The sequence below is a fragment of the Amycolatopsis sp. NPDC101161 genome (assembly GCF_044768185.1).
Classification (GTDB): domain Bacteria; phylum Actinomycetota; class Actinomycetes; order Mycobacteriales; family Pseudonocardiaceae; genus Amycolatopsis.
Window position 1 is genome coordinate 608,643 of sequence record NZ_JBIWPI010000004.1, and the last position, 23,114, is coordinate 631,756.

Here is a 23,114-nt window from a genome sequence, read left to right on the forward strand (position 1 = left end):
GTCTCGCTGACGCTAGATGCGCACCAAAGCTTGGGGCTTGCCCAGGACCGTCTTGCCCTCGAACTTGGCCACCAGGTCGATTCTTGCCGTTCCGTCCTCGTTCAAGGCCCCCACCTTGCCCGAGAACTCCACCAGTGCCCCCTCGGGCGTGTTGGGGACCACCACCGGCCTGGTGAAGCGGGCGCTCAGGTCGATCAGCTTGGCCGGGTCGCCCAGCCAGTCCGTCACCACCCGGCCGGCCAGGGCCATCGTCAGCATTCCGTGGGCGATCACGTCCGGGAGTCCTACGCCTTTCGCGAACGCCTCGTTCCAGTGGATCGGGTTGAAGTCCATCGCCGCTCCCGCGTAGCGGACCAGCTGGTCGCGGGTCACCCGGACCTCGATCGCGGGCAGCTCGTCGCCGATGTTCACGCGTCCTCCCCCCGGACCACCAGCTGGGCCCGCGTCGTGGCGATGTGCTCGCCGTCGCCGTCGGCGATCTCCGCTCGCAAGTTGATGAAGTCGTTGCCCGCCCGGGCCATGATCTTGTCGATGTGCGTCGTCAGCAGCAGCTTGTCCCCCACGCGGACCGGGCGGCTGTAGCTGAACTGCTGGTCGCCGTGGACCATGCGCGAGTAGTCGAGCCCGAGCTCCGGGTCGCTGACGATCGCGTTGATGGCGGCGAGGTTGACGATCGTGATGAACGTCGGCGGGGCGATCACGTCCGGGTGCCCGGCGGCGCGGGCCGCCTCGGGGTCGCGGAACACCGGGTTGTCGTCGCCGATCGCGTCGGCGAACTCCCGGATCTTCTCCCGGCTCACTTCGTAGCTGGTCTGCGGCGGGTACACCCGCCCGGTGAACGACTCGTCCAAAGGCACCCGAGGAGGCTACCAACAGCAAGAAGCCGCCCTGGTGGTCCAGGGCGGCTTCTCGAAAGCTGGGTGAACGCGCTACGTCAGCGGGTTTCCTTGTGCGTCCGGTGCGTACCGCAGTTCGGGCAGAACTTCTTCATCTCCAGGCGATCCGGGTTGTTGCGCCGGTTCTTCTTGGTGATGTAGTTGCGGTGCTTGCACTCTTCGCACGCCAGCGTGATCTTGGGTCGCACGTCGGTGGCAGCCACAGCGTTTCCTTCTCTCTCAGGTCCGGGGGCCAGCCCCGTCGTTACCGCGTAGCGGTGGCCGGACTTGAACCGGCGACACAGCGATTATGAGCCGCTTGCTCTGCCAACTGAGCTACACCGCCCTTACATGACCCAAGCCGCGACACGCGGGCGTGACGCGGCTAGAGGTCGAGAGCCCCTTTACGGAATCGAACCGTAGACCTTCTCCTTACCATGGAGACGCTCTGCCGACTGAGCTAAAGGGGCCTGGCCTCTCGCGAGGACTTGGAAAGATTACCAACCCCCGTCACTCGGCCGTGCAACCGGGGTCCCGTTAGCACAAAACCTCAGGTCAGCAGGGTAAGCACGGTCTCGGAGTGGCGTCCCGGGGAGCGCGCCGTGCGGGCCTGCAGCCACGCCTCCAGGCGGTCCTCCGGCAGCGGCCGCGAGATCAGGTAGCCCTGCGCGACGTCGCAACCCATCGCCTCGAGCTGGTCGCGCGCCACGTCCTCCTCGACGCCCTCGGCGACCACCGTCAGGCCCAGCGAGTGCCCCAGCTCGACGATCGAGCGGACCACCGCGAGGTCGCCGAGGTCGGTGCCCATGCCGAGGACGAAGCTCTTGTCGATCTTGACCTGGTCGACCGGCAGCTGCCGCAGGTAGGCCAGCGACGAGTAGCCCGTGCCGAAGTCGTCGACGGCGAGGGTGATGCCCAGCGAGTGCAGCTCGCGCAGGATCGGCAGCGCCTTCTGCGGGTCGGACATCACGCCGGACTCGGTCAGCTCGAACGTCAGCAGCTCCGGCGGGATGCCGTAGTGCTCCAGCTCGCGGGCCACCTTGTTCGGGAAGTCCTCGTCGGCCAGGTTGCGCACCGACAGGTTGACCGCGACCGAGATCCGCAGGCCCTCGTCGAGCCACTTGCGGCAGCGCTTGAGCGCCTCGCCGAGCACGAAACCCGTCAGGACGCCGATCAGGCCGGCCGCCTCGATGGCCGGGACGAACTCGTCGGGGCCGAGCCGGCCGAACTCCGGGTGCACCCAGCGGACCAGCGCCTCGACGCCCTGGACCTGCCGGTTCGGCAGGGTGATCTTCGGCTGGTAGTGCACGCTGACCTGGCCGTCCTCGAGGGACTGCCGGAACTGCGTGACCATCTGGAAGCGGCGCAGGAAGATCTGGCCCATGCTCGGCACGTAGCCGCGGACCTCTTCGCCGCCCTTGGTGGCGCGGACGGCGACGTCGGCGCGCTGCAGCAGGCCTTCGATGTCGACGACGTCGCCGGACTCCTCGGGCGTCGTCGTCGCGTAGCCGATCATCGCGTTCGCCTCGACCGACAGCCGGTCCACCGGGTACGGCGCGGAAAGCTCCTCGCGCAGCCGTTCGGCGGCCGCGTGCGCGTCCTCCGGCGGGCAGCCGACGAGCAGTGCCGCGAACGACGCGCCTTCGAGGCGGGCGAGCGGGACGTCGGGGCCGAGCGCGTCGCGGATGCGGCGGCCGGCGGCGATCACCATCCGGTCGGCCCACGCGTAGCCGAGCGCGTCGGAAACGGTCGAGAAGACGTCGAGGTCGATCCGCAGCACGACGGCGTTCGCGAAGTCCCGCAACGGTTCCTTCGCCACCTGCCGGAAGCCCGGCCGGTTGAGGTGCCCGGTGAGCGGGTCGTGGTAGGCGTCGTGGCGGAGCGTGGCGAGCAGGCGCCGGTTGTCCAGCGACGTCGCCAGGTGGCTGGCCATCGTGCCGAGCAGCTGGACGTCGTACTTGCCGAACCCGCGCCAGCGGGACAGCCGGTCGTGCGCCTCGACGACGCCGAGCAGCTGGTTCGCGCTGCGCAGCGGGACGACGAGCGCTTCCTGCGCGCCGCGGTCGAGCAGTGCCGCGCGGACGTCGGGGTTGGCTTCGGTGATCCGGAAGTGCCGGACGTGCGCGCCGGGCAGGCGCAGCAGCGGGTCGTCGGCGGCCGGGTCGGCGGGCGGCAGGTCGTCGCCGGCGACGACGACGCGCATGGCGTCCTTCGGTTCGAGCCGCAGTCTCAGCACGACGCGGCCGGCGGCGAGCTGGTCCTTGATGCGCTCGGCGATCGTGGCCCACTCGCGGACGTCGACGCCGCCGACGAGCTCGTCCGCGCGGCTGGCCGGCCGCGCCGCGGCCTGCTGGCCGGAGCGGGCGACCATCAGGCTGACGTCGGAAAGCGCCTCCATGTCCCGCTGCTCGCGCAGCAGGTCGGAGTAGGCCCAGTACAACGCGGTCAGGCCGAGGAACACGGCGAGCACCAGCGGCCACGCCTTGGGCGTGTTCGAAATGACGAGGTAGCCGGACAGGCCGACCGAGGCGTTGACGAACCCGACGACCAGGATCCGCGCGGTGAGCCGGACGGCCGTGCTGACCCGCATGCGGCGCCGCAGGACACGGACCGCGGCGAGCGCGAGCAGGGTGCTCACCAGCGGCGCGGTCAGGGTGCCCGCGAGCGCGGCGATCCACGGGATCTTGTCGCCCGCCCCGGCGCCGGCGGCGACCTTCACCAGGCCCGCGACCCCGAAGGCACCGGTGATCTCGAGCAGGAACGCGCCCGCGTTGTAGAGGACGCGGCCGGCGACTTTGCGCGCCAGCAGCGTGCCGATGCCGGCGACCAGGTGCGCGGCCAGCACGACTTCGAACGGCGCGACGAAGAACCCGATGACGAGCGGGATCTCGGTGAAGGAGATCGTCCACGAGATACCGCTGCGGACGTCGACGTTGATGCCGAGCTGTTCGGCGAGCAGGAACGCGACCGCGAGCACGGGCCCGATCCACAAGAGCCGGCTGTCCCAGTGGAACGGCAGCCACGAGCCGACGGCGAACGCGGCGACGAGCCCGATGCTCAGGACGGCGAAGGTGTACGCGCGGAACCGGCGTTCGTCCGTGCGGGCTTCGACGGAGACGGGCGGTGTCCCGGAAGCGGTTCCCGGCCCGGGCTGCGCCTGCGCGACGGCGTCGCCGTGGGCGTTGGTGTCCGGCATCCGACCTTCCCTCCCGGCTTGTCCACCGGTACTGATCCGTGACTTCGGGTGTGGACAAGGGCCATACCGTACCCCGTAGGGCGTACCCGTGTCCCTTTCGAGACAGTAGGAGATCACCCCAGGGTTAACAATGCCTCGATGGCGCTGACCTGCGTGGACCAAGGGGTGAAACTCTGTGCTAACCGGGGCTTCGCCCCGGGCCGGGGGCTCCGCCACCCGGACCCCCAAGCATCGGGTGGTGAACCAGGGGTCAGTCCTTTGCACACGGCATCCCGGGTAGCGCTTCAATGAGTCCATGCACAGCGACGTGATCGCCACCGAACACGCGGCCCGGCTCGCGGCGGTGGACTCCCTGCTCCCCGGTTCTTCCCCCTTCGAAGCGGCCGAAAGCGCGGTGGTGCTGGAGGTCGCGACGGGCGACTCCGCCGCCTCCGCCCTCGCCTCGCGCATCCAGGTCCACCAGGACGCGCCGAACGCGCCGTGGCGGGCGCTCACCGAGCACCGGCTCGACCTCCAGCTGGCCGGTCCGCGGCCCGCCGAGGCCCTCGACGCACTCCTCACACGATGGGATGAACATCTGCGCGCGGTCGCCGAGCGCGGCGACACCGAGACCGCGGCGATCGTGCCGCGGGCGAGCCGCGACGCCGCCGGTACGCGCGAAATGCTGCACCACGGGTTCGCGCCGCTGCGGGTGATCGCGGTCCGCCCGGCGGACCGGACGGTCCCGGCCGGCCCGCGCGGCACGCCCGGCGTCAAGATCCGCCGCGCCGAGCCCGGTGACCTCGAAACCGTCGTCTCGCTGGGCCTGGAGCTGCACACCTTCGACGCGCAGTACGGCACGGTCAACTTCCGCAAGGGCGTCGAGGACATCATGGCCAAGGACCTCGCCGAGCAGCTGAACCGGCCGGAGCCGCCGCTGTGGATCGCCGAGCTGTACGGCCGTCCGCTCGGCATGGTGAACGTCCAGCACCCGGGCGAAACCGGCTGGATCAGCGACCGCGTCAACGCGTCGCGCGTCGGCTACCTCTCTTCACTGGCCGTCGCGGAGACCGCGCGGTCGTCCGGTGTCGGCACCGCGCTGGCCGCGCACGCCCACCACGTCCTGGACGAGGTCGGCGCCGACGTCGTCCTGCTGCACCACGCGGCGGCGAACCCGCTGTCGACGCCGTTCTGGTACGCGCAGGGTTACCGCCCGCTGTGGACGTACTGGCAGCGCCGGCCGGCCGTTCGCTGAACGACTGGCGGCTTACCCCGGGTGGCCGGTCCTTATAGGCTGGTCCCGCGAGCAGCGAGGGGAGCCGGAAGTGACCGACCAGCGCGATTCGGCGCCGAGAGCACCCGAAGGCGTCGACACCGAGAAGCCGTCCGCGGCCCGGATCTACGACTGGTACCTGGGCGGTACGCAGAACTGGGCCGTGGACCGCGAGTTCGGCAGGCGCATGGAGCAGCAGTGGCCGCTCGTGCGCCCCGGCTCGAAGCAGAACCGCGAGTTCATGAACCGCGCGGTCCGGGCCGCGCTGCGGGCCGGCATCCGCCAGTTCATCGACCTCGGCTCCGGCGTCCCGACGGCGGGCAACGTCCACGAGGTCGTCGAGGCGGAGCTGCCCGAGGACCACGACGCGAAAGTCGTGTACGTCGACTACGAGCCGGTGGCGGTCGCCCACGCGACGCTGATCCTCGAAGAGGAGATGGCGACGGACTGGGCGGGCATCGTCCAGGCCGACATGCGCGACGCGAAAGCCGTGCTGCGCGCGGAAGAGACGAAGCGGCTCATCGACTTCTCGCAGCCGGTCTGCCTGATGATGATGGCGGTCCTGCACTTCGTCGGGCCCGACGACGACCCCGTCGGCATCCTGAAGGCGTACCGGGACAAGCTCGCGCCAGGCAGCTGGCTGGCGATCTCGCAGATGAGCGAGGGCGACGGGACCGGCAAGGCGCTGGAGGGGCTGCGCTGGTTCGTCGAGCAGTACCGCAAAACGAGCAACCCGGTGTGGCTGCGCGACCGCGACGAGATCGAGCCCCTCTTCGGCGAATGGGAGCTGATGGAACCGGGCATCGTGCATCTGCCGGACTGGCGGCCGGACCGGAAGCTGAACGCCCTGGAGGCCGAGGCGCGGCCGTTCGCCTGGTGCGGCATCGGGGTCAAGCCGGGCTCGTGAGCGAAGGAGCGCCGATCGCCCCGGCCGGGGTGGACACCGACAAGCCGTCCGCGGCGCGCGTCTACGACTGGTACCTCGGCGGCGACCAGCACTGGGCGGTCGACCGCGAGTTCGGCCGGCGCGTGGAGAAGGTGTGGCCGCTGATCCGGCCGATCTCGCGGCAGAACCGCGCGTTCATGAACCGGGTGGTCTCGGCGGCGGTGGACGCGGGCGTCCGCCAGTTCGTCGACCTCGGCTCCGGCGTGCCGACCGCGGGCAACGTGCACGAGATCGTCCGCGACCGGCTGCCCGCCGGCGAGCGCGCGTCGGTCGTCTACGTCGACTACGAACCGGTGGCGGCCGCGCACTCGCGGCTGATCCTCGAACGCGAAGGCGCGACGGACTGGGCCGGCCTCGTCGAGCGGGACATCCGGCGGCCGGCGGCGATCTTCGCCGACCCGGTGACGGCCTCGCTCATCGACTGGTCGCGTCCGGTGTGCCTGCTGATGATCACGGTGATGCACTTCATCGGGCCGTCCGACGACCCCGAGGGGCTGATGGCGGCCTACCGCGAGAAGCTCGCGCCGGGCAGCTGGCTGGCGTTGACGCACGGCACGTGCCGCGACGACGCGCCGCCGGAGCGCGCCGCGGAGGTGAAGCGGTTCATCGACGCCTACCGCGACACGTCGAACCCGGCGTGGCTGCGCTCGGCCGACGAGCTGCTCCCGTGGTTCGGCGGCTGGCCGCTGCTCCCGCCAGGGATGACATCGCTGCCGGACTGGCGCCCGGAGGAGCCGCCGACACCGATCGACGCGGAGACGCGGCCCTTCGCCTGGTGCGCCGTCGCTCGCCGCCCGTCGCTCTGACCTGCGGTTTCCCTGATCGCTGTGGGCGAACGCACCATCGGAAACAAACACACCCATCGGAGAGTTGAGCTAGGCAGACTCAACTACACGAGGAGTGCACATGTCCGACACCCGCCTCCTGCCCGTGCTCCCGCTCGATGACGACGTCGTGCTGCCGGGCATGGTCGTCCCGCTCGACCTGACCGACACCGAGACCCGGGCAGCGGTGGAGTCCGCCCAGGCCAACACCCCCAGCCAGGCGTCGTTCCCGGGTATCCGGTCGACCGGCGCCACCAAGGCCGAGGTCCTGATCGTGCCCCGCGTCCACGGTGAGTACGCCGAGTACGGCACCGTCGCGACCGTCGAGCGCATCGGCCGCGTGCCCGGCGGCAAGGCCGCCGTCCTGCTGCGCGGCACGTCCCGCGCGCTCGTCGGCCGGATCGCCGACGGCCCCGGTGCCGCCCGCTGGGTGCACGCCGAAGGCGCCCCCGAGACCACGAACGACCAGACCGCCAAGCTCGCGGCCGAGTACAAGGCCGTCGTCATCTCGATCCTCCAGCAGCGCGGCGGCTGGCAGCTGATCGACGCCGTCCAGCAGGTCGAGGACGCGTCCGCGATCGCCGACCTGTCCGGCAACGCGCCGTACCTGTCCACCGACCAGAAGCTCGAGCTGCTCGGCGCCCTGGACGTCACGGTCCGCCTGGAGAAGGCGCTCGAGTGGAGCAAGGAGCACCTGGCCGAGCTCGAGGTGACCGACACGATCCGCAAGGACGTCGCCGAAGGCATGGAGAAGCAGCAGAAGGAGTTCCTGCTGCGCCGCCAGCTCGAGGCGATCCGCAAGGAGCTCGGCGAGCTCGACGGCACCGCGCAGGACGACGACTACCGCGCCCGCGTCGAAGGGGCCGAGCTGCCCGACGCCGTCAAGAAGGCCGCGCTGGCCGAGGTGGACAAGCTGGACCGCACGTCCGAGCAGTCCCCCGAGGGCGGCTGGATCCGCACGTGGCTGGACACCGTCCTGGAGCTGCCCTGGAACGAGCGCACCGAGGACATCTACGACATCGCGGCCGCGCGGGCCGTGCTCGACGCCGACCACGCCGGACTCGACGACGTCAAGGAACGCATCATCGAGTACTTGGCCGTGCGCAAGCGTCGTGCCGAGTCGGGTCTCGGCCCGGTCGGTGGCCGGCGTTCCGGTGCCGTGCTCGCCCTCGCGGGCCCTCCCGGGGTCGGCAAGACGTCGCTGGGTGAGTCCGTCGCGAAGGCCATGGGCCGCAAGTTCGTCCGGGTGGCGCTGGGCGGCATCCGCGACGAGGCGGAGATCCGCGGTCACCGCCGCACGTACGTCGGCGCGCTGCCCGGCCGGATCGTCCGCGCCATCAAGGAAGCCGGCTCGATGAACCCGGTCGTGCTGCTCGACGAGATCGACAAGGTCGGCGCCGACTACCGCGGCGACCCGACCGCGGCGCTGCTCGAAGTGCTGGACCCGGAGCAGAACCACACGTTCCGCGACCACTACCTCGAGGTCGAGCTGGACCTGTCCGACGTCGTGTTCCTGGCGACGGCCAACGCGCTCGAGACCATCCCCGGCCCGCTGCTGGACCGCATGGAGCTCGTCACGCTGGACGGCTACACCGAGCACGAGAAGGTCACCATCGCCCGCGACCACCTGCTCCCCCGCGAGCTGGAGCGCGCCGGGCTGGGCACTTCGGACGTGGTTTTGACCGACGCCGCGTTCAGCCGGATCGCCGCCGAGTACACCCGCGAGGCGGGCGTGCGCGACGCGAACCGGACGATCGCCAAGGTGCTGCGCAAGATCGCGACCAAGGTGGCGCTGGACCAGGTGTCCTTGCCGCTCACGGTGGACGCTGCGGACCTTTCCGACTACCTGGGCCGCCCGCGGCACATCCCGGAGTCGTCGCTGCCGGCGTCGACGCAGCGCACGGCGACCCCGGGCGTGGCGACCGGCCTGGCGGTGACCGGCGCGGGTGGTGACGTCCTCTACATCGAGGCGTCGCTGGCCGACGAGGAGTCCGGCGCGTCCGGGCTGCAGCTGACCGGCCAGCTCGGCGACGTGATGAAGGAGTCGGTGCAGATCGCGCTGTCCTACCTGCGCTCGCACGGCGCGGAGCTGGAGCTGCCAGTCGGCGACCTGCGCAAGCGCGGTATCCACGTCCACGTCCCGGCGGGCGCGGTCCCGAAGGACGGGCCGTCGGCGGGCGTGACGATGACGACGGCGCTGGCGTCGCTGCTCTCGGGCCGCGTGGTCCGCGCGGACGTCGCGATGACGGGCGAGGTGTCCCTGACCGGACGCGTCCTCCCGATCGGCGGCGTGAAGCAGAAGCTGCTGGCGGCGCACCGCGCGGGCATGAAGACCGTGATCATCCCGCAGCGCAACGAGCCGGACCTCGACGACGTCCCGGCCGAGGTGCTGTCCCAGCTGGACGTCCACGCGGTGGCGAACGTCCGCGAGGTCCTCGACCTCGCCCTGACACCGGCTTCGACGCCGGTTTCCCAGGCGGCGTAACCCCGAGCGCCGCCACCTGAGAACGGCCGGTTTCCCCCACCCCAGGGAAACCGGCCGTTCGTTTTCGTTCAGAGCCGCCGCGCGGCGATCAGGTACCCGGTGCCGAGCAGGCCGGCCGCGCCGCGGGCGGTCTTCGTGTCCCGCCGGACGATGCGGTCGAGCGGCGGCACCAGCGCCGTGACGTCGTAGTAGAGCGTGTCCTCCGGCTGCAGCCCGGCGCGCCACAGCTCGTGGCGCAGCCGCCGCGGGGCGTAGGCCTGGATCCCGGTGTGGCGCGCGCCGTGGTGCCGCGGGAAGCGCAGGGCCTCTTCGATCCCGCCGAGCACGCGGCGCGCCGGCCAGTACAGGCCCCACTCGACCAGCCGGTACGGGCTGTGCGGGTTGAGCATCGTGACGACGGCGAGGCCGCCGGGGCGGACAACCCGGGCGATTTCGCGCAGCGCCAGCGTGACATCGACGTATTCGAGCACGCCCATCGCGAGCGCGACGTCGAATCCGCCGTCGGCGAACGGCATTTCTTCGATATCGCCGACGGAAAAACTCGCTTCTTCCCCGGTGTTCCGCCGCGCGGCGTCGACCATCGCGGCGGACCGGTCGCAACCGGTCACGGAAAATTCCCGCGGCCGGCTTTCCAGGAGATGACGGACCATCATCCCCGGCCCGCAGCCGACGTCGAGCAGCGTGCCGCCCGGGTGGTCGGCGAGCACCTGGTCGACGGCGTGGATCCGGGATCGGTGGAACCGGGCGGTAGGGCCCCGGCCGGCGTACGCCTCGGCGTAGTCGGCCACGAGCTCGGCATCTGCGTACTGGACCCGCACGAGCTGGTCGCGCGTCGGGCGGTCGAGCGTCCCGGGAACCGGCATGCGTACCTCCACTGGTCTGGGTTCGGCACCTGCGGGGTCGGGCCGGCCGCGAACTCCGTTACCGTTTTCCAGTGATTTCCGGAAATGGGTTCCAAAGGACGAATGAATCTTCCATCGCACCGGCGAGGAATTGCCGCCGAATCGCGGGTTGAGTAAAGGCGAGGTCATTGGCTCGCAAAAACGGCCCCGCGACCTGGTGGTCGCGGGGCCGTTTCGGCTGGGTGGCGGGTGAGGGATTCGAACCCCCGTAGGCGTAAGCCAACTGGTTTACAGCCAGTCCCCTTTGGCCACTCGGGTAACCCGCCATGGCCGGTCGCACCGGCCGGGGAGAAGCTTACCGAACGGGTTCGAGCGGGGGTCAACCGGGATGCCCGTCCCCCGGTGGGGGCTAGGCTGGGTGGCCCCTGACAAGCGAGTACGAGGTGTGAGGACACGTGGCGGATCCCTCTTTCGACGTCGTGAGCAAGGTCGACCGCCAGGAGGTGGACAACGCGCTCAACCAGGCAAGCAAGGAGCTCGGCACGCGCTTCGACTTCCGCGGCACGGGCACGACGATCAACTGGTCCGGCGAGGAGGCGATCGCGATCGAGTCCGAGACCGAGGAGCGCGCGCTGGCCGCGGTCGAGGTGTTCAAGGAGAAGCTGATCAAGCGCAGCATCTCGTTGAAGGCGTTCGAGGCCGACGAGCCGGCGCTGTCGGGCAAGATCTACAAGATCTCGGGCAAGATCCTGCAGGGCATCGCCTCGGACAAGGCGAAGCAGATCGCGAAGTTCATCCGCGACGAGGGCCCGAAGGGCGTGCAGGCCCAGATCCAAGGTGACCAGCTGCGGGTGTCGGGCAAGAAGAAGGACCAGCTGCAGGACGTGATCGCCTTGCTGAAGGGCAAGGACTTCGAAATCGCGCTGCAGTTCACCAACTACCGGTGACTTACCCTCGTTGACCTGCGGGTATCTGGTTTCAGGTGCCCGTGGGTACAACGTCGGTACAACCGAGCGCGGAATCCACTAGCGTCCGCGTCTGGTCCACCGCGTCCGGCCAGTAGCCGACGTAGGTGTTGAGCGTCACCGTGGGCGTGGTGTGGCCCATGGCGAGCTGAACGGTCTTGACGTTCGCTCCGCCGAAGATCAGCACCGTGGCGAAGTAGTGCCGCAGGTCACGCAGACCGAAGCCTTCCGGCAGGCCAGCGGCCTTTACGGCCGGACGCCAGATGTACGACCAGTCGGCCCGGTGGATCGGGCGGCCGTCGCCCCGCGTGAACACGAGGTTGACGGGCCGCCGGATCGGCCGGCGGGGGTCGGTCTCGTCGTCGATCTCCTCCGGAAGCGTCCGGAAGGTCTCCAGGTGGCCGCGCAGCGAGTTCGCGACCAGCGTCGGCAGCTCGTTGGCCCGGCGGCTGGTCTTGGTCTTCGGCGGCGCGAGGTAGGGAGTCCGGCCGGACACGACGGTGAGCTGGTGCCGGACCTCGACCTCCATCGCGTCGAAGTCGATCGCGTCCCGCTCCAGGCCGAAGATCTCGCCGCCACGCCAGCCGCAGCCAGCCGCCAGGTAGACGATCGGCCGGTAGCGCTCCGGAAGTGCGTCGTGGAGCGCGTGGACCTCTTCGGGCCGCGCGATGTAGTACTGGGCGTCCTCGATCTCCGGCAGGCGGATGCCGACGCACGGGGACGTTCCGATGCGCTTGTCCGCGACGGCCGCGTTGAACAGTGGGACGAGCGTTCCAAAGTAGACGACCGTGAGCGTGCTCGGAGCGAGCTTCGCGGCTCGATCCTTTACCCAGCCCCGAATGTGCGAGCTTCGGATCTGCGCGATGGGCAGCTCACCGAGCACGGGCACGAGGTGCCGGCGGATGACGCGCTCCGTGCGTTCGGCCGTGCTCGGACGGTGGAGCAGCGTCTGCCGCCACTGGTCCGCGTACTCCCGGAACGTCAGCCGACCGGCTCGAGGATCGACGTACTGCCCGCGCGAGATGTCGGCGTGCATGTTCGCGTCGTGCCGGTCGGCGTCGGCGCGGCGCTCGAACAGCTCGGTTCGGTCCTGGCCGGTGTCAGGGTCGACCCAGCGGACACGCCAGCGCTTACCGCGTCCGTGGCGCTTCGAGCGCAGCCTTTCGCCGGTCTCTGAGTCGCGTTTGCGCAGGTACCAAAGGTCGTCAACGGCCATGTGGTCCCCCGCCGTCGTCGTCCTGGCCGTCGAGCTTGCGCCGGGCGAGGTGTAGTTCGGCGAACACGGCGGCCAGCCGTCGTTCGGCGTCGTTGTGGTAGCCGATGCCGGTCATGGCCCAGTCGTTGACGACGGTCAGGACCTCGGTGTCGGCGATGCCCAGGGCCTCGCGCTGCTCATCGAGGCGGTACTCCGCCCGCGTCCGGCGGATCTGCCCGAACGTCGTGGAGTAGCGGCGGGACTTGGTCAGGAAGTGACCCCGGAACCCGAGCATGTGCGCCCACTTCCGGAGGTTCAGCTCCCGGTACTCGGGCAGGCCGCCGAGCCGCCACGCCGTGCGCATGAGCTGCTTGTGGTGCTCGGTGATCGGAAGCTGCTCGATGTGCTCCGCCGACCGGATGCGGTAGTCGGAGCCCTCCGTCAGGCGGGTGCCTTTGGTGGCGTACTTGGCGACGTAGCCCGCGACGCGCCGGTCGTGCCAGCCGCCGTCCGAGCCCTCTGAGGTGCCTTCCGACGCCGCGATGGGCTCCACGTCAACCTGATCACCCCACGTCAGCTCGACCACGCCGACCGCCGAAGACTCGGGCGTGCGCACGACGACGGAGGCCGCCGCGTCCTCGATGACGGCGGTCAGGAGGTCGTCGGTCACTTCGGCCGGCGGGGGTGGTCCGTCCGGTCCCCTCGGGGCCGTCGACTCGCACGACGGCGTGGAAGTGAATAAGGCCGCGCCGCTGGTACTCCGCCACCTTGGCGTAGGACAGGCGCATGACCTCGCGCAGCTCAGCCGGACGCAGCCCGAGGACGCGGGCGAGCTTGCGGCCCACGGCGATGGTGAAGCGGCGCCACAGCTCCCCCGCATGGGCCTGCCACAGCACCGACCCGACGTAGTCGTAGGTCTCCGGGTCCAGGGGCGTGCCGAGGACGTCGTCGTACTGGGAGTGCAGCTCACCGCAGGAGCAGCGGCGCACGTGTCCATTGCGGAACGGTCGCGAGTGGACTTTCCCGAACGACGGCGCGGTCAGGGTCGCCAGTACGCGCAGGTGGCCGGTGACGGTCTCGGGGACGCCCTTACCCCCGGCCATGCCCGCGCGGATGAGGTGGAACGTGTCGTGCGCGTAGTGGGCGGAGCAGGACTCGCACACGGCAGCACGGCGGTTCTTGCACGGGACGAACACCGAGCCGGACAGCTCGGAGACGACCTTGCCGGAGGAGTCGACCACAGTGGACGACCCGGCCATCCGAACCGGCTTCACGCAGCCCCGAGCGGCCTTGACCTTCCCAGCCCAGGTGTCGAAGTTCGCGCGGGCGAGCACATGCGCCAGGGCCGGGTCCAGCGTGCCGGACTTCGAGAACGCGGCCACCATCTCGCTGAAGCCAGCCGGAGCAGCCACCATCAGGCAGCCACCCCCGCCCGAGCGGCCCCGGGCCAACCGGTCCGGGTCGAGCGGCGGTCACCCCACACAACGGGACGGGACACCGAGTGCACGCCGTCCAGGCAGGGCACTTCGAGGACATCCCCGTGCTCCACGAGGGCGTTCCAGCGCTCCGGCGACACGCCCATGTTCAGGACCAGGTCCTGGACCAGCTCGGGGAGGTCGACGAACCGCAGATCGCAGAACCGGCGACCTGTCTCCGAGTCCACGTCGGACAGCCGGAAGCGCTCGCCCGGCAGGCGGCGGACCTGGGCGCAGTGGCGTTCCTGCCGTGCGACGACCATGTCGGAGTAGGAGCCGAACTGGCCCTCGCCCCGGCAGGTGCGGCAGGCGATGCCGGAGCCGGGCGTGAGCGTGCCCATGCCTGAGCACGACCAGCACGGCGTCCACGCGATCACGGGAGCCTGGATGTGCGGCTGCCCGCAGCGTGAGCAGTCGAAGGTGAGGACGTCACCGAGCTGCATGGTGGTCATGGCTCAGACCCCCGCGCAGTCGCAGAGGAACGCCGCGCCGACAGTGCCGGTCACCGAGCCGTCGGTGTCGCAGGCCGCGAGGGTGCCCCAGCAGTCCGGGCACCAGCCAGCGGGGCCAGCGCGGTGCACGCGGTCGGGGAACGTGCGGAACAGCGGGGCTAGGGAGTAGTACTGGAACGGCCCGACGACGGTGTAGGTCTCCCCCGCGTCCACGAGCGCTTCCCACTTCGCTTCGGTCAGCCCGACGACGTCCGTGATCACGTCCTCGATGTACGGCGGCAGGTCACCGAACTTGTTGCGGCCGTACGGCTCCAGCGTCAGCGGGTTCTCGTCGGAGAACCGGAACCGCTCCGGGATCACCGTCACGTACCGCTCGTCATCCAGCAGTGCAAGAGCGCCCATGTTCGCCTCCGTCGTCGCGCCAAACCCGGTCAACCTCCCTAGGGAGGTATTCTCAGATTGCACCTCCCTAGGGAGGTTGTCAAGCAAGGTGTGGAGGTCTCACTAGGGAGGCCGTACGCTGGACGCTGACGCAGCGAAGGAGACCCCGTGTCGGAACGGCTACCGCTCAGCAGACGGATCGCGGCCGACCTGCGCGCGGCGATCATGCAGGGCGAACTCGCGCCGGGCGCCGTCCTCCCGTCCGAACGGCAGCTCATCGCCCAGTACGGCACGACCAAGGCGACGGCCGGCAAGGCGATTGCCTTCCTGGTCTCCGAGGGCCTGGTGACGACCGAGTTCGGGCGCGGCACCTTCGTCCGGCGGCGCCCGCCCCTTCGTCGCGTCTCGGCAGCACGACGCCACGCAGCCCACCGAGACACCGGGAAGCCCGTCTTCGACGTCGGAGCCATCGAGCAGGGCCGGGTGCCTTCGCGCCGGATCCTCTTCGTCGGGCGTGCTCCCCTGCCCGCGAACGCAGCTCATTGGCTACGCGCCTCACCCGGCGACGAGGCAGTCGTACGCCGTCGCTTGCAGTTCCTCGACGACGAGCCGGTCGTGGTCTCCGCGAGCTACTACCCGCTATGGCTCGCGGCGGACACCCGCCTCGAATCTCCGGACGCGCTGCCGGAGGGGCCCGACGAGCTGATCGAGTCGCTCGGGCACACATTCTTCCGAGGGATCGAGGTGTTCAGCGCCCTCATGCCGACCCCGGAGGAGACGGAGTTGCTCAACCTCCACGCAGGGGTGCCGGTGATGCACATGTGGGACGTCGACTACGACAAGGACGGCAGGCCGCTGCAGGCCGCTCACGACGTCTACGCGGGCGACAAGCACGAGTTCATCTACGAGTGGAACGAAGGCGACATTCAGCCATGACGAGCGAGTGGCCGGCCGACTGGGCTGATCGAATCAGCGGCCAAACGTGCGAGATGTGCCAGTCGAAGCGCTTGGACGAGGACGCCTACGGCATCCGGATCTTCGAGACGGCCGATGTGGACGCCGTGCTCCAGCGAGCCGACATCCAGCGCGGGTACACGCTCGTGATCTGGCGGGGGCGTCACGTCGTCGAGCCGTTCGAGCTGAGCGAGTCGGAGGCGCAGGGGTACTGGAAGGCGACGTTGACGGTGGCGAAGGCGCTAGCCACGTTCTACCGGCCGCTGAAGATGAACTACGAGACGCTGGGGAACACCGTCCCGCATCTCCACACGCACCTAGTGCCGCGTTTCGTCGAGGACCCTGCTCCGGGGAGGCCGTTCCCGCTGCTGCCGCAGAGTGGCGACGAATCCCAGATCGACCCTTCGCAACTCGCCAGCGATGCCGCAGCGCTTCGGGCTCTCCTCGGTTGAGCCACTGCCCGTGAGGTGGAGGCTTGGTGAGAACTTTCTCTACAGGATCAAGGCGGCCCCTCCGGGGCCGCTCGGCCCCAGCTCTTTGCCCCGGCCAAGCCCTCGCGGGGGCATGCGGCCTGGCGGCCGGTCCCCCGCGAGTCGGCCGGGGCGAGTCGGCCGAAGGTTGGGGTAAGCCGCGGATCCGAGAAGAGGTGTCCTCGCCGGACGGGCAGGTCTCCGAGATGGCCGGCAGGGCTCGCACGTTGCGTCCGTGGTTGGCCAGACGGCATCTCGTCGACCTCCCGGAGGGCTATCACGCCGCGTCAAGGGGGCCGGTTTCGGAGCTCAGTCACCGAGGCGAGGAGGTGCCCCCTTGACGCGGCGTGATCGGGCTGCGCCAGGTCGACGAGATACCGAGAGGCCACCCACTTGAATTAGCAGGCTATTCAACCTCTTCGACAACGGGAAACTCAAAGCGCTCCCATTCACCTTCCAAGAAAGCTACCGCCGCACCCCTCATTCCATGTTCAGTCAATTCGCCATGAGGATGCCGAACCCACGGAATTTCCGCCGCGTCCATGAAGGCCAATCCGACTCGAACCTGGTCGGCAGCTAGATCGGACCACCATTCGTACCCGGTGGCTGCGAGTGCGCCATCACTTTTGATCTTGAATCGCCCCTGCGCCGGCTGCCCTTTGGGCTGGGCCACCCTAAAGAAACCAACCTCCTCTTTCACAACTTTCCGCAGGTCAAGTTCCACACGCTTCAGCCTGCGCGGCTCCTCAGTGGGCCCCAGAGTGGCGTAGTTAGTACTGATAATTTTATTTAGCCAAGTTATTCGACTGACAATTGTCGCCGAGTAGATCGGCAACCCGCTACGGTTCGTGTAGTAGACACATAGTTCGCGGTCAACCGACTCAATCCAGATCGCAACTTGCGATGCAGCACTTCGCCTCTCGCGCCGGACAGCTTCTTGCTCAAGCTCTTTCGCGTGATCAATCTGGTTACGCATGTGCTCTACCTGCCCGAACGCCGCCTTGGCCGCCAAGCTTGCCGCAACGAGCGCGCCAACTGCGCCTACTCCCGAGAACCAGTCGGGCAGCGTTCCGAGAGCGATGGACATAGGGAAAGCCTAGGTCGTACGCATGAGGCATCCATGACTCGACACGGCAACGCCGGGCACAAATTCGGTACAGATGGCACCAACCAGCGACGACCAACGACCACCACCAACGGGCACAAAGCCGCAGCTCAGAGCCCCACTCTCCGGCATCACCCCAGGCCGGACGCAGTTCACCAACTACCGGTGACGCCGCCGCGGGCACCCGGTCACCCCGGGTGCCCGCTCAGGACGGTGTGAGTCGATCACTCGCCGACGCGGAGATTCCGAGTCCGATGCCCTTCTGCCCGCCCTGAACGGCCCATCCGTCGACAACTTCCGGTCGCCCCAAAGCCAGAATGAGTGCGAGTCCCTCACGGGACACCGGCAGCACATGGGCCCACTCGACCGGCGTGTCCCAGCAGGTCCGAAGCGTCACCGGCTCAGGACGGGGTGATCGTCCAGCTGGCCTCATACCCCTCGACCAGCAGATAAGCCGGCCCAACGACCTCCACAGTCTTCGACAGATCCCCGATCTCGTTCACCAACAGATCGCGGACCTTCTCCGAGTGCACCCAAACGGCCACGTTCCCCCGCGTCTTGGCCGTGAAAGCCACCGTCCGAACCCCTTCTGGCACCCGGAACACCGCGTCACCCTTGCCCGACGCCGTCGCTCCCGGACCCGCCACCGGCAAGCTGCGGTAGTCCGCGATCGTCGCCGTCCAAGCCGCGTTCGCGTGGACCGTCACCTTCGTTGTCGGGCGGTCCGGCTCCGTGTTCAGCCACGTCGTCCCCTTGTACTTGCCGATCGCGTTGACCAGGCCGTACTCGCCGCCGTCGGTGTCCACCATCACGTTCGACGAGCACTTCGGGCAGTCGAACGTGAAGAAGCCCAGCTGGTCCGCCGGCCACGTCGTCGCGAACTCGCCGTCGCCCTTGCCCGTGTGCGTCTCCGTCGGCACGTCCTTCAGCACCGGCGCCGCCGATGTGGTGGGAGGCGCCACAGCCGAAGAAGTCACGATCGTGCCGAACCCCGTCGCCGGGGCGCACCCGGCCAGCAGGACCAGAACCAGAAGACCGGACCACCGCAGTTTCATCTTTTCCCCCTCGCAGCCACTCCACGTTACCGGTCACCCGAAAGCGCACAGCAAACCCCTCGAACGCGCGAATGGGCCGTGTGACTGTCCACGAAGGACCCGATCCCCGTGCTCTAATCGCGCCGTCACCGCGTGGAGAGGGTCAGGATGCGCCGCTTGCTCGCCTTCGTGCTGTCACTCACCGTGATCGGCGCGACACTGACGCCCGCGAGCGCCGCCGAGCGCAAGCTGCTCCTGCCCGGCCTCGGCTCCTACGCGCGGCTCGTCCGGCTCGACTACTCGATCTTCGGCCGCGGGCACATCGTCGCCGCGCTGACCAGCGAAGACGCCGGCGGCAAGTACACGCCGGTGCTGGAGAGCACCGACGAGGGCGACACGTTCCACCAGATCGGCGCCATCCACGACCCCGACGGCCGGTACGGCATGTGCTGCGGCACCCTCTACGAACTGCCGCAGCGGGTCGGCCGGCTCCGCGCGGGCACCCTGCTCTGGGCCGCCTCCTACCGGCAGGACGCCGGGGCCCAGCGCCGCGTCGGCATCAAGGTCTGGGCCAGCCCGGACGGCGGCCGCTCGTGGCGGTTCCTGTCCGAGGCCGCGCGGTCGCACAACATCGACGGCATCTGGGAGCCCGAGTTCACCGTCGACGCCGGCGGCACGCTCTGGCTCCACTTCGCCGACGAGACGCAGGCCCCGAAGTACGCGCAGGTCCTCAACCGCGTCGCCTCGACCGACGGCGTGACGTGGGGCACCAAGCAGCTCACCCTGGCCATCCCGCCGGACCGGGTCCGGCCCGGCATGCCGATCATCCGCCGGCTGCCCGACGGTCGCTTCTACTTCGCCTACGAGATCTGCAACTTCCGCGACCGCTACTGCGACCCGTACTTCAAGATCTCCCCCGACGGCGCCAACTGGGGCAGCCCGGCCGACCCCGGCACCCGCGTGAACACCGCGAACGGCAACTACTTCCAGCACGCGCAGACGATCGCGCTCTTCCCCGGCGGCCCGAACGGCGTGCGGATCGTCATGGTCGGGCAGATCTACACCAACGCGAAGGGCCAGCCGCAGCCCGGGAACGGCCAGGTCCTGCTGGCGAACGACGACTTCGGCAGCGGCAACTGGTACGAGCTGCCCGCGCCCGTGCACATCACCGGCATCTACAACAACTTCTGCCCCAACTACTCCTCGACGCTCCTGCCGGTCGACGACGGGCAGAACGTGCTCGAGATCGCCACCGAGTACAGCTCCGGCTGCAAGGCCTACTTCGGCAAGGGACCGGCCTTCTAGCGCTTCCCGAGTGAGCGGCTTGAGCCAGCCCGTAGGGTGGGGCCGACGCCGGATCCGAGGAGGCAGTTCATGAAGGGCATCGTGCTGGCCGGAGGCAGCGGGACGCGCCTGCACCCGATCACCCAGGCGGTGTCGAAGCAGCTGCTGCCGGTCTACGACAAACCGATGGTCTACTACCCGATCTCGGTGCTGATGCTGGCCGGGATCCGCGAGATCCTCGTCATCTCCACCCCCGCCGACCTGCCGATGTTCCGCAAGCTGCTCGGCAACGGCGACCAGTTCGGCGTCTCGTTCTCCTACGCCGAGCAGCCCAGCCCGAACGGCCTCGCGGAGGCCTTCGTGATCGGCGCGGACTTCATCGGCGACGACGACGTGGCGCTCGTGCTCGGCGACAACATCTTCTACGGCCAGGGCTTCTCCGGCCGGCTGCAGACGGCCGTGCGCGAGCTCGACGGCTGCGTCCTGTTCGGCTACCCGGTGAAGGACCCCGAGCGCTACGGCGTCGGCGAGGTCGACGCGGCGGGCAAGCTGCTGACCATCGAGGAGAAGCCCGCGAAGCCGCGCTCGAACAAGGCGATCACCGGCCTGTACTTCTACGACAACCAGGTCGTCGAGATCTCGCGCGCGCTCAAGCCATCACCGCGCGGCGAGCTCGAGATCACCGACGTCAACCTGACGTACGTGCGCCAGGACCGGGCGTCGCTGGTCGACCTCGGCCGCGGCTTCGCCTGGCTCGACACCGGCACGCACGACTCGCTGCTCGAAGCGGGCCAGTTCGTCCAAGTACTGGAGCACCGCACCGGCGTGCGCATCGCGTGCCTCGAGGAGATCGCGCTGCGGATGGGCTTCATCGACGCAGACGAGTGCTACGCGCTGGGCGAGAAGCTGGCGAAGTCCGGCTACGGCGACTACGTCAAGGCAGTCGCCGTAGCTGCGGGAGCCTCGGCCTAGAAGAGCTGCTCGCGCAGGGTCGTCCCGGCGTACTCGGTCCGGAACACCCCGCGTTCCTGCAGGAGCGGCACGACCTTTTCGACGAACTCGTCGAGCCCGGTCGGCGTCAGGTGCGGCACCAGGACGAACCCGTCGGCGGCGTCGGACTGCACGTACTCGTTGATCGTCGAAGCGACGGTCGACGGCGTGCCGACGAACTGCTGGCGCGCCGTGGCCTCGATCACCAGCTCGCGGATCGAGAGCTTCTTCTCCTCCGCGATCGCCCGCCACTTGCGCGCGAGCGCGATCTGGTCCTTCTCGTGGCGCACGCGGCCCCAGGTCAGCGGCTCGGCGTCCGGGTCCGGGTCGATCTCCGGCAGCGGGCCGTCGACGTCGTAGTCCGACAGGTCGCGGCTCCACACCTGCTCGAGGAACTGGATCGCGGTGGCGGGGCGGACCTGCTGGAGCCGGATCTCGCGCGCGTGCTCCTCGGCTTCGGCGTCGGTGTCGCCGAGGACGAACGTCGCCGCCGGCATGATCAGCAGCTCGCCGTACTCGCGGCCGTACGCGGCCAGGCGCCGCTTGACGTCGTGGAAGAACGCCTGGCCGTCTTCGAGGCTGCCGTGGCGGCTGAAGATGACGTCGGCGGCCTTCGCGGCGAACTCGCGGCCTTCGTCGGAGTCGCCGGCCTGGATGACGATCGGCTGGCCCTGCGGGGTCCGCGGCAGCGTGAACTGCCCGTGGATGTCGAACTGCGGTCCACTGTGGACGAACTTGCCGCGGTCGCGGGCGAAGACGCCGTTCTCCTTGTCCCCCACCAGGGTTCCGGGCTGCCAGCTGTCCCACAGCTCGCGCACGGTGGTCAGGAACTCCTCGGCGCGCGCGTAGCGGTCCTCGCGCTTGAGGAAGCCGCCGCGGCGGAAGTTCTGCCCGGTGAAGGCGTCCGGCGACGTCACGACGTTCCACGCCGCGCGGCCGCCGGAGAGGTGGTCGATGCTCGCGACCTGGCGGGCGACCTCGTAGGGCTCGTTGAACGTCGAGGACAGCGTCCCGGCCAGCCCGAGGTGCGTCGTGACGGCGGAGAGCGCGGCCAGCACGGTGGTCGTGTTGGGCCGGCCGACGACGTCGGAGTCGAGGATCTTGCCGGCGTGCTCACGCAGCCGCAGGCCCTCGGCGAGGAAGAGGAAGTCGAACTTGCCGCGCTCGGCGGTGCGGGCGAGGTGCTCGAAGGACGCGAAGTCGATCTGGCTGCCCGACGCCGGGTCGCTCCACACCGTGGTGTTGTTGACGCCGGGGAAGTGCGCGGCGAGCTTGATCTGCTTGGTCATCTCAGGCTCCCGGGGTGACGGCGTAGGCGTTGACGGCCCGGCCGAGGCCGAGGTGGTCGCGCAGGGTCTCGCCGCGGTAGCCGTCCCGGAACGCGCCGGCCGCGCGCAGCGCCGGGACGACCTCGCCGGCGAGCAGGTCGAGGTCGTCGGGCAGGACGGCGGGCCGCAGGTGGAAGCCGGCGACGCCGGTCTCGGCGGCCCACCGGGGCAGCTCGGCGGCCAGCTGCGCGGGCGTGCCGACGAACGAGAGGCCCGCGGGCTCGAACGGCGTCAGCGCGTCCAGCTCGTGCTGCCGGTCGCGGGCGCCCTGCTCGGTCTCGGCGAGCACGATCGACACCGTGGCGAGGACCTTCGCGCCGGGGAACCGGGCGGCCGCGGCGCGCACGGCTTCGAGGTGGTCCGCGCGGGTGATCACCACGTCGGCGCCGACGGCGTGCGGCGAATCGCCGTAGACCGCGGTCACCGGGTGGCCCTGCGGCGGCCGCGGCGTGATCGACGGGCCCTTCACGCTGAAGAAGCGCCCCTCGAAGTCGACGTAGTGCAGCTTCTCCCGATCGATGAAGCGGCCGGTCGCGGCGTCACGGATGATCGCGTCGTCCTCCCAGCTGTCCCAGAGCCGGGCGCTGACGTCGAGGACCTCGGCGGTCTCGGCCTCGGCGTCCGCCGGCGACGGGGCCGGGCGGCGGCCGAAGTGCGCGGCCTCCGCGTCGGTCAGCGACGGCACCGCGAGGACGCCCGCGCGGCCTCGGCTCGCGTAGTCGAGGGTCGCGACCGACGTCGAGACGTGGAACGGCTCGGTGTGGGTGGTGGTGACCGTCGGGACCAGGCCGATCCGGCTGGTCGCCGGCGCGAGGGCGGACAGCGTGAGCAGCGCGTCGAGACGCCCGCGCACGACCTCCTCGCCGCCGGGCTGCAGGGCCAGGGAGTCGTCGAGGGTCACGAAGTCGAGCGAAGCGGCTTCGGCGAGCTTCGCGTACTTGAGGTAGTGACCGGAGGTGAACAGCGCGGCGGGCTCGACCGCGGAGACACGCCACGCGGCCGGGTGGTACCCGGCCCCGTCGATGGCGACGCCCAGGTGCAGCTGTGCGGAAACCATGCCT

Annotated in this window: 23 protein-coding genes and 3 tRNA genes; 9 read left to right on the plus strand and 17 right to left on the minus strand. The window is 69.7% G+C overall.

Translation table 11 applies throughout. From position 1 onward, the window contains the following. Positions 1-12: 12 nt before the first annotated feature. From ACIRSS_RS30480 to ACIRSS_RS30505, 6 genes are all read right to left on the minus strand, one after another. Positions 13-411, minus strand: coding sequence for a MaoC/PaaZ C-terminal domain-containing protein (locus tag ACIRSS_RS30480; protein WP_400900800.1), 399 nt, complete (start codon positions 409-411; stop codon positions 13-15). Next, on the minus strand, positions 408-857 hold the full coding sequence (locus ACIRSS_RS30485; protein ID WP_400900802.1) for a MaoC family dehydratase N-terminal domain-containing protein: 450 nt from the start codon (positions 855-857) through the stop codon (positions 408-410). The genes ACIRSS_RS30480 and ACIRSS_RS30485 overlap by 4 nt, the downstream gene beginning before the upstream one ends. Before the next feature lie 77 nt (positions 858-934). Then, on the minus strand, positions 935-1,099 hold the full coding sequence (gene rpmG / locus ACIRSS_RS30490) for a 50S ribosomal protein L33 (protein WP_005152047.1): 165 nt from the start codon (positions 1,097-1,099) through the stop codon (positions 935-937). 49 nt (positions 1,100-1,148) lie between these two features. Then, positions 1,149-1,221: transfer RNA gene (locus ACIRSS_RS30495), tRNA-Met, on the minus strand. 51 nt (positions 1,222-1,272) lie between these two features. Beyond that, a tRNA-Thr gene (locus ACIRSS_RS30500) sits at positions 1,273-1,345 on the minus strand. 80 nt (positions 1,346-1,425) lie between these two features. After that, complete coding sequence (locus tag ACIRSS_RS30505; RefSeq protein WP_400900804.1) at positions 1,426-4,071, minus strand: putative bifunctional diguanylate cyclase/phosphodiesterase; 2,646 nt, start codon at positions 4,069-4,071, stop codon at positions 1,426-1,428. A 295-nt stretch (positions 4,072-4,366) separates the two neighbouring features. Here ACIRSS_RS30505 and ACIRSS_RS30510 point away from each other — a divergent pair, with 295 nt between their 5' ends. The 4 genes from ACIRSS_RS30510 (at position 4,367) to lon (ending at position 9,578) form a co-directional block, all read left to right on the plus strand. Next, on the plus strand, positions 4,367-5,305 hold the full coding sequence (locus ACIRSS_RS30510) for a GNAT family N-acetyltransferase (protein ID WP_400900806.1): 939 nt from the start codon (positions 4,367-4,369) through the stop codon (positions 5,303-5,305). Between the two features lie 70 nt (positions 5,306-5,375). Then, positions 5,376-6,230, plus strand: coding sequence for an SAM-dependent methyltransferase (locus tag ACIRSS_RS30515; protein ID WP_400900808.1), 855 nt, complete (start codon positions 5,376-5,378; stop codon positions 6,228-6,230). After that, on the plus strand, positions 6,227-7,075 hold the full coding sequence (locus ACIRSS_RS30520; RefSeq protein WP_400900809.1) for an SAM-dependent methyltransferase: 849 nt from the start codon (positions 6,227-6,229) through the stop codon (positions 7,073-7,075). The genes ACIRSS_RS30515 and ACIRSS_RS30520 overlap by 4 nt, the downstream gene beginning before the upstream one ends. Positions 7,076-7,175: 100 nt before the next feature. Further along, positions 7,176-9,578 carry an endopeptidase La gene (gene lon / locus ACIRSS_RS30525; protein WP_400900810.1) on the plus strand — a complete coding sequence of 801 codons (2,403 nt, stop codon included), beginning with the start codon at positions 7,176-7,178 and terminating at the stop codon, positions 9,576-9,578. A 68-nt stretch (positions 9,579-9,646) separates the two neighbouring features. On the opposite strand, the gene ACIRSS_RS30530 is transcribed toward lon, so the two are convergent. Both ACIRSS_RS30530 and ACIRSS_RS30535 read right to left on the minus strand, forming a co-directional pair. Next, positions 9,647-10,441, minus strand: coding sequence for a class I SAM-dependent methyltransferase (locus tag ACIRSS_RS30530; protein ID WP_400900811.1), 795 nt, complete (start codon positions 10,439-10,441; stop codon positions 9,647-9,649). A gap of 222 nt (positions 10,442-10,663) precedes the next feature. Continuing rightward, a tRNA-Tyr gene (locus ACIRSS_RS30535) sits at positions 10,664-10,746 on the minus strand. Between the two features lie 129 nt (positions 10,747-10,875). Here ACIRSS_RS30535 and ACIRSS_RS30540 point away from each other — a divergent pair. Then, the gene (locus tag ACIRSS_RS30540; protein ID WP_400864504.1) at positions 10,876-11,367 is read left to right on the plus strand and encodes a YajQ family cyclic di-GMP-binding protein; all 492 of its coding nucleotides are present in this window, start codon (positions 10,876-10,878) and stop codon (positions 11,365-11,367) included. A 31-nt stretch (positions 11,368-11,398) separates the two neighbouring features. Here the strand turns inward: ACIRSS_RS30540 and ACIRSS_RS30545 are convergent, their stop codons facing one another. Genes ACIRSS_RS30545 through ACIRSS_RS30565 form a run of 5 tightly spaced genes read right to left on the minus strand, consistent with a single transcriptional unit; the run spans position 11,399 to position 14,909 of the window. After that, entirely contained in the window at positions 11,399-12,601 is a 1,203-nt protein-coding gene (locus ACIRSS_RS30545; protein ID WP_400900812.1) for a tyrosine-type recombinase/integrase, read from the minus strand. Next, positions 12,591-13,250, minus strand: coding sequence for a replication initiator (locus ACIRSS_RS30550; protein WP_400900814.1), 660 nt, complete (start codon positions 13,248-13,250; stop codon positions 12,591-12,593). Before ACIRSS_RS30550 ends, ACIRSS_RS30545 begins: the two co-directional genes overlap by 11 nt. Then, complete coding sequence (locus ACIRSS_RS30555) at positions 13,144-13,995, minus strand: replication initiator (protein ID WP_400900816.1); 852 nt, start codon at positions 13,993-13,995, stop codon at positions 13,144-13,146. Before ACIRSS_RS30555 ends, ACIRSS_RS30550 begins: the two co-directional genes overlap by 107 nt. Then, on the minus strand, positions 13,995-14,507 hold the full coding sequence (locus ACIRSS_RS30560; protein WP_400900818.1) for a hypothetical protein: 513 nt from the start codon (positions 14,505-14,507) through the stop codon (positions 13,995-13,997). The genes ACIRSS_RS30555 and ACIRSS_RS30560 overlap by 1 nt, the downstream gene beginning before the upstream one ends. Positions 14,508-14,510: 3 nt before the next feature. Next, positions 14,511-14,909, minus strand: coding sequence for a hypothetical protein (locus tag ACIRSS_RS30565; RefSeq protein WP_400900820.1), 399 nt, complete (start codon positions 14,907-14,909; stop codon positions 14,511-14,513). Positions 14,910-15,056: 147 nt separating this feature from the next. Between ACIRSS_RS30565 and ACIRSS_RS30570 the strand changes: the two genes are divergently transcribed. Continuing rightward, positions 15,057-15,824 (plus strand): GntR family transcriptional regulator, encoded by a 768-nt coding sequence (locus tag ACIRSS_RS30570; protein WP_400900822.1) that lies wholly within the window; start codon positions 15,057-15,059, stop codon positions 15,822-15,824. Next, positions 15,821-16,294, plus strand: coding sequence for an HIT family protein (locus tag ACIRSS_RS30575; RefSeq protein WP_400900824.1), 474 nt, complete (start codon positions 15,821-15,823; stop codon positions 16,292-16,294). Before ACIRSS_RS30570 ends, ACIRSS_RS30575 begins: the two co-directional genes overlap by 4 nt. A 424-nt stretch (positions 16,295-16,718) precedes the next feature. Here the strand turns inward: ACIRSS_RS30575 and ACIRSS_RS30580 are convergent, their stop codons facing one another. Further along, a complete protein-coding gene (locus ACIRSS_RS30580) occupies positions 16,719-17,399 on the minus strand; it encodes a hypothetical protein (RefSeq protein ID WP_400900826.1) in 681 nt (226 codons plus the stop codon). Between the two features lie 419 nt (positions 17,400-17,818). Beyond that, complete coding sequence (locus ACIRSS_RS30585; protein WP_400900828.1) at positions 17,819-18,472, minus strand: hypothetical protein; 654 nt, start codon at positions 18,470-18,472, stop codon at positions 17,819-17,821. A 147-nt stretch (positions 18,473-18,619) separates the two neighbouring features. Here ACIRSS_RS30585 and ACIRSS_RS30590 point away from each other — a divergent pair, with 147 nt between their 5' ends. Next, positions 18,620-19,756: a sialidase family protein gene (locus ACIRSS_RS30590; RefSeq protein ID WP_400900830.1), complete on the plus strand. Its 1,137-nt coding sequence runs from the start codon at positions 18,620-18,622 to the stop codon at positions 19,754-19,756. A gap of 69 nt (positions 19,757-19,825) precedes the next feature. Continuing rightward, positions 19,826-20,707: a glucose-1-phosphate thymidylyltransferase RfbA gene (rfbA, locus tag ACIRSS_RS30595; RefSeq protein ID WP_400900832.1), complete on the plus strand. Its 882-nt coding sequence runs from the start codon at positions 19,826-19,828 to the stop codon at positions 20,705-20,707. On the opposite strand, the gene ACIRSS_RS30600 is transcribed toward rfbA, so the two are convergent. Together ACIRSS_RS30600 and ACIRSS_RS30605 are read right to left on the minus strand one after the other, a co-directional pair. Further along, positions 20,704-22,014 carry an NtaA/DmoA family FMN-dependent monooxygenase gene (locus ACIRSS_RS30600; RefSeq protein WP_400900834.1) on the minus strand — a complete coding sequence of 437 codons (1,311 nt, stop codon included), beginning with the start codon at positions 22,012-22,014 and terminating at the stop codon, positions 20,704-20,706. The genes rfbA and ACIRSS_RS30600 overlap by 4 nt on opposite strands. A gap of 1 nt (position 22,015) precedes the next feature. After that, positions 22,016-23,110 (minus strand): LLM class flavin-dependent oxidoreductase, encoded by a 1,095-nt coding sequence (locus tag ACIRSS_RS30605; RefSeq protein ID WP_400900836.1) that lies wholly within the window; start codon positions 23,108-23,110, stop codon positions 22,016-22,018. Positions 23,111-23,114 lie beyond the last annotated feature (4 nt).

Excerpts from the sequence above, each read along its gene's own strand:
- ACIRSS_RS30590 (WP_400900830.1), top strand. The coding sequence starts at position 18,620 with ATGCGCCGCTTGCTCGCCTTCGTGCTGTCACTCACCGTGATCGGCGCG.
- ACIRSS_RS30580 (WP_400900826.1), bottom strand. The coding sequence starts at position 17,399 with ATGTCCATCGCTCTCGGAACGCTGCCCGACTGGTTCTCGGGAGTAGGC.
- ACIRSS_RS30575 (WP_400900824.1), top strand. The coding sequence starts at position 15,821 with ATGACGAGCGAGTGGCCGGCCGACTGGGCTGATCGAATCAGCGGCCAA.
- ACIRSS_RS30605 (WP_400900836.1), bottom strand. The coding sequence starts at position 23,110 with ATGGTTTCCGCACAGCTGCACCTGGGCGTCGCCATCGACGGGGCCGGG.
- ACIRSS_RS30560 (WP_400900818.1), bottom strand. The coding sequence starts at position 14,507 with ATGACCACCATGCAGCTCGGTGACGTCCTCACCTTCGACTGCTCACGC.
- ACIRSS_RS30600 (WP_400900834.1), bottom strand. The coding sequence starts at position 22,014 with ATGACCAAGCAGATCAAGCTCGCCGCGCACTTCCCCGGCGTCAACAAC.
- ACIRSS_RS30510 (WP_400900806.1), top strand. The coding sequence starts at position 4,367 with ATGCACAGCGACGTGATCGCCACCGAACACGCGGCCCGGCTCGCGGCG.
- ACIRSS_RS30530 (WP_400900811.1), bottom strand. The coding sequence starts at position 10,441 with ATGCCGGTTCCCGGGACGCTCGACCGCCCGACGCGCGACCAGCTCGTG.
- ACIRSS_RS30565 (WP_400900820.1), bottom strand. The coding sequence starts at position 14,909 with ATGGGCGCTCTTGCACTGCTGGATGACGAGCGGTACGTGACGGTGATC.
- lon (WP_400900810.1), top strand. The coding sequence starts at position 7,176 with ATGTCCGACACCCGCCTCCTGCCCGTGCTCCCGCTCGATGACGACGTC.
- ACIRSS_RS30505 (WP_400900804.1), bottom strand. The coding sequence starts at position 4,071 with ATGCCGGACACCAACGCCCACGGCGACGCCGTCGCGCAGGCGCAGCCC.
- ACIRSS_RS30585 (WP_400900828.1), bottom strand. The coding sequence starts at position 18,472 with ATGAAACTGCGGTGGTCCGGTCTTCTGGTTCTGGTCCTGCTGGCCGGG.
- rfbA (WP_400900832.1), top strand. The coding sequence starts at position 19,826 with ATGAAGGGCATCGTGCTGGCCGGAGGCAGCGGGACGCGCCTGCACCCG.
- ACIRSS_RS30555 (WP_400900816.1), bottom strand. The coding sequence starts at position 13,995 with ATGGTGGCTGCTCCGGCTGGCTTCAGCGAGATGGTGGCCGCGTTCTCG.
- ACIRSS_RS30545 (WP_400900812.1), bottom strand. The coding sequence starts at position 12,601 with ATGGCCGTTGACGACCTTTGGTACCTGCGCAAACGCGACTCAGAGACC.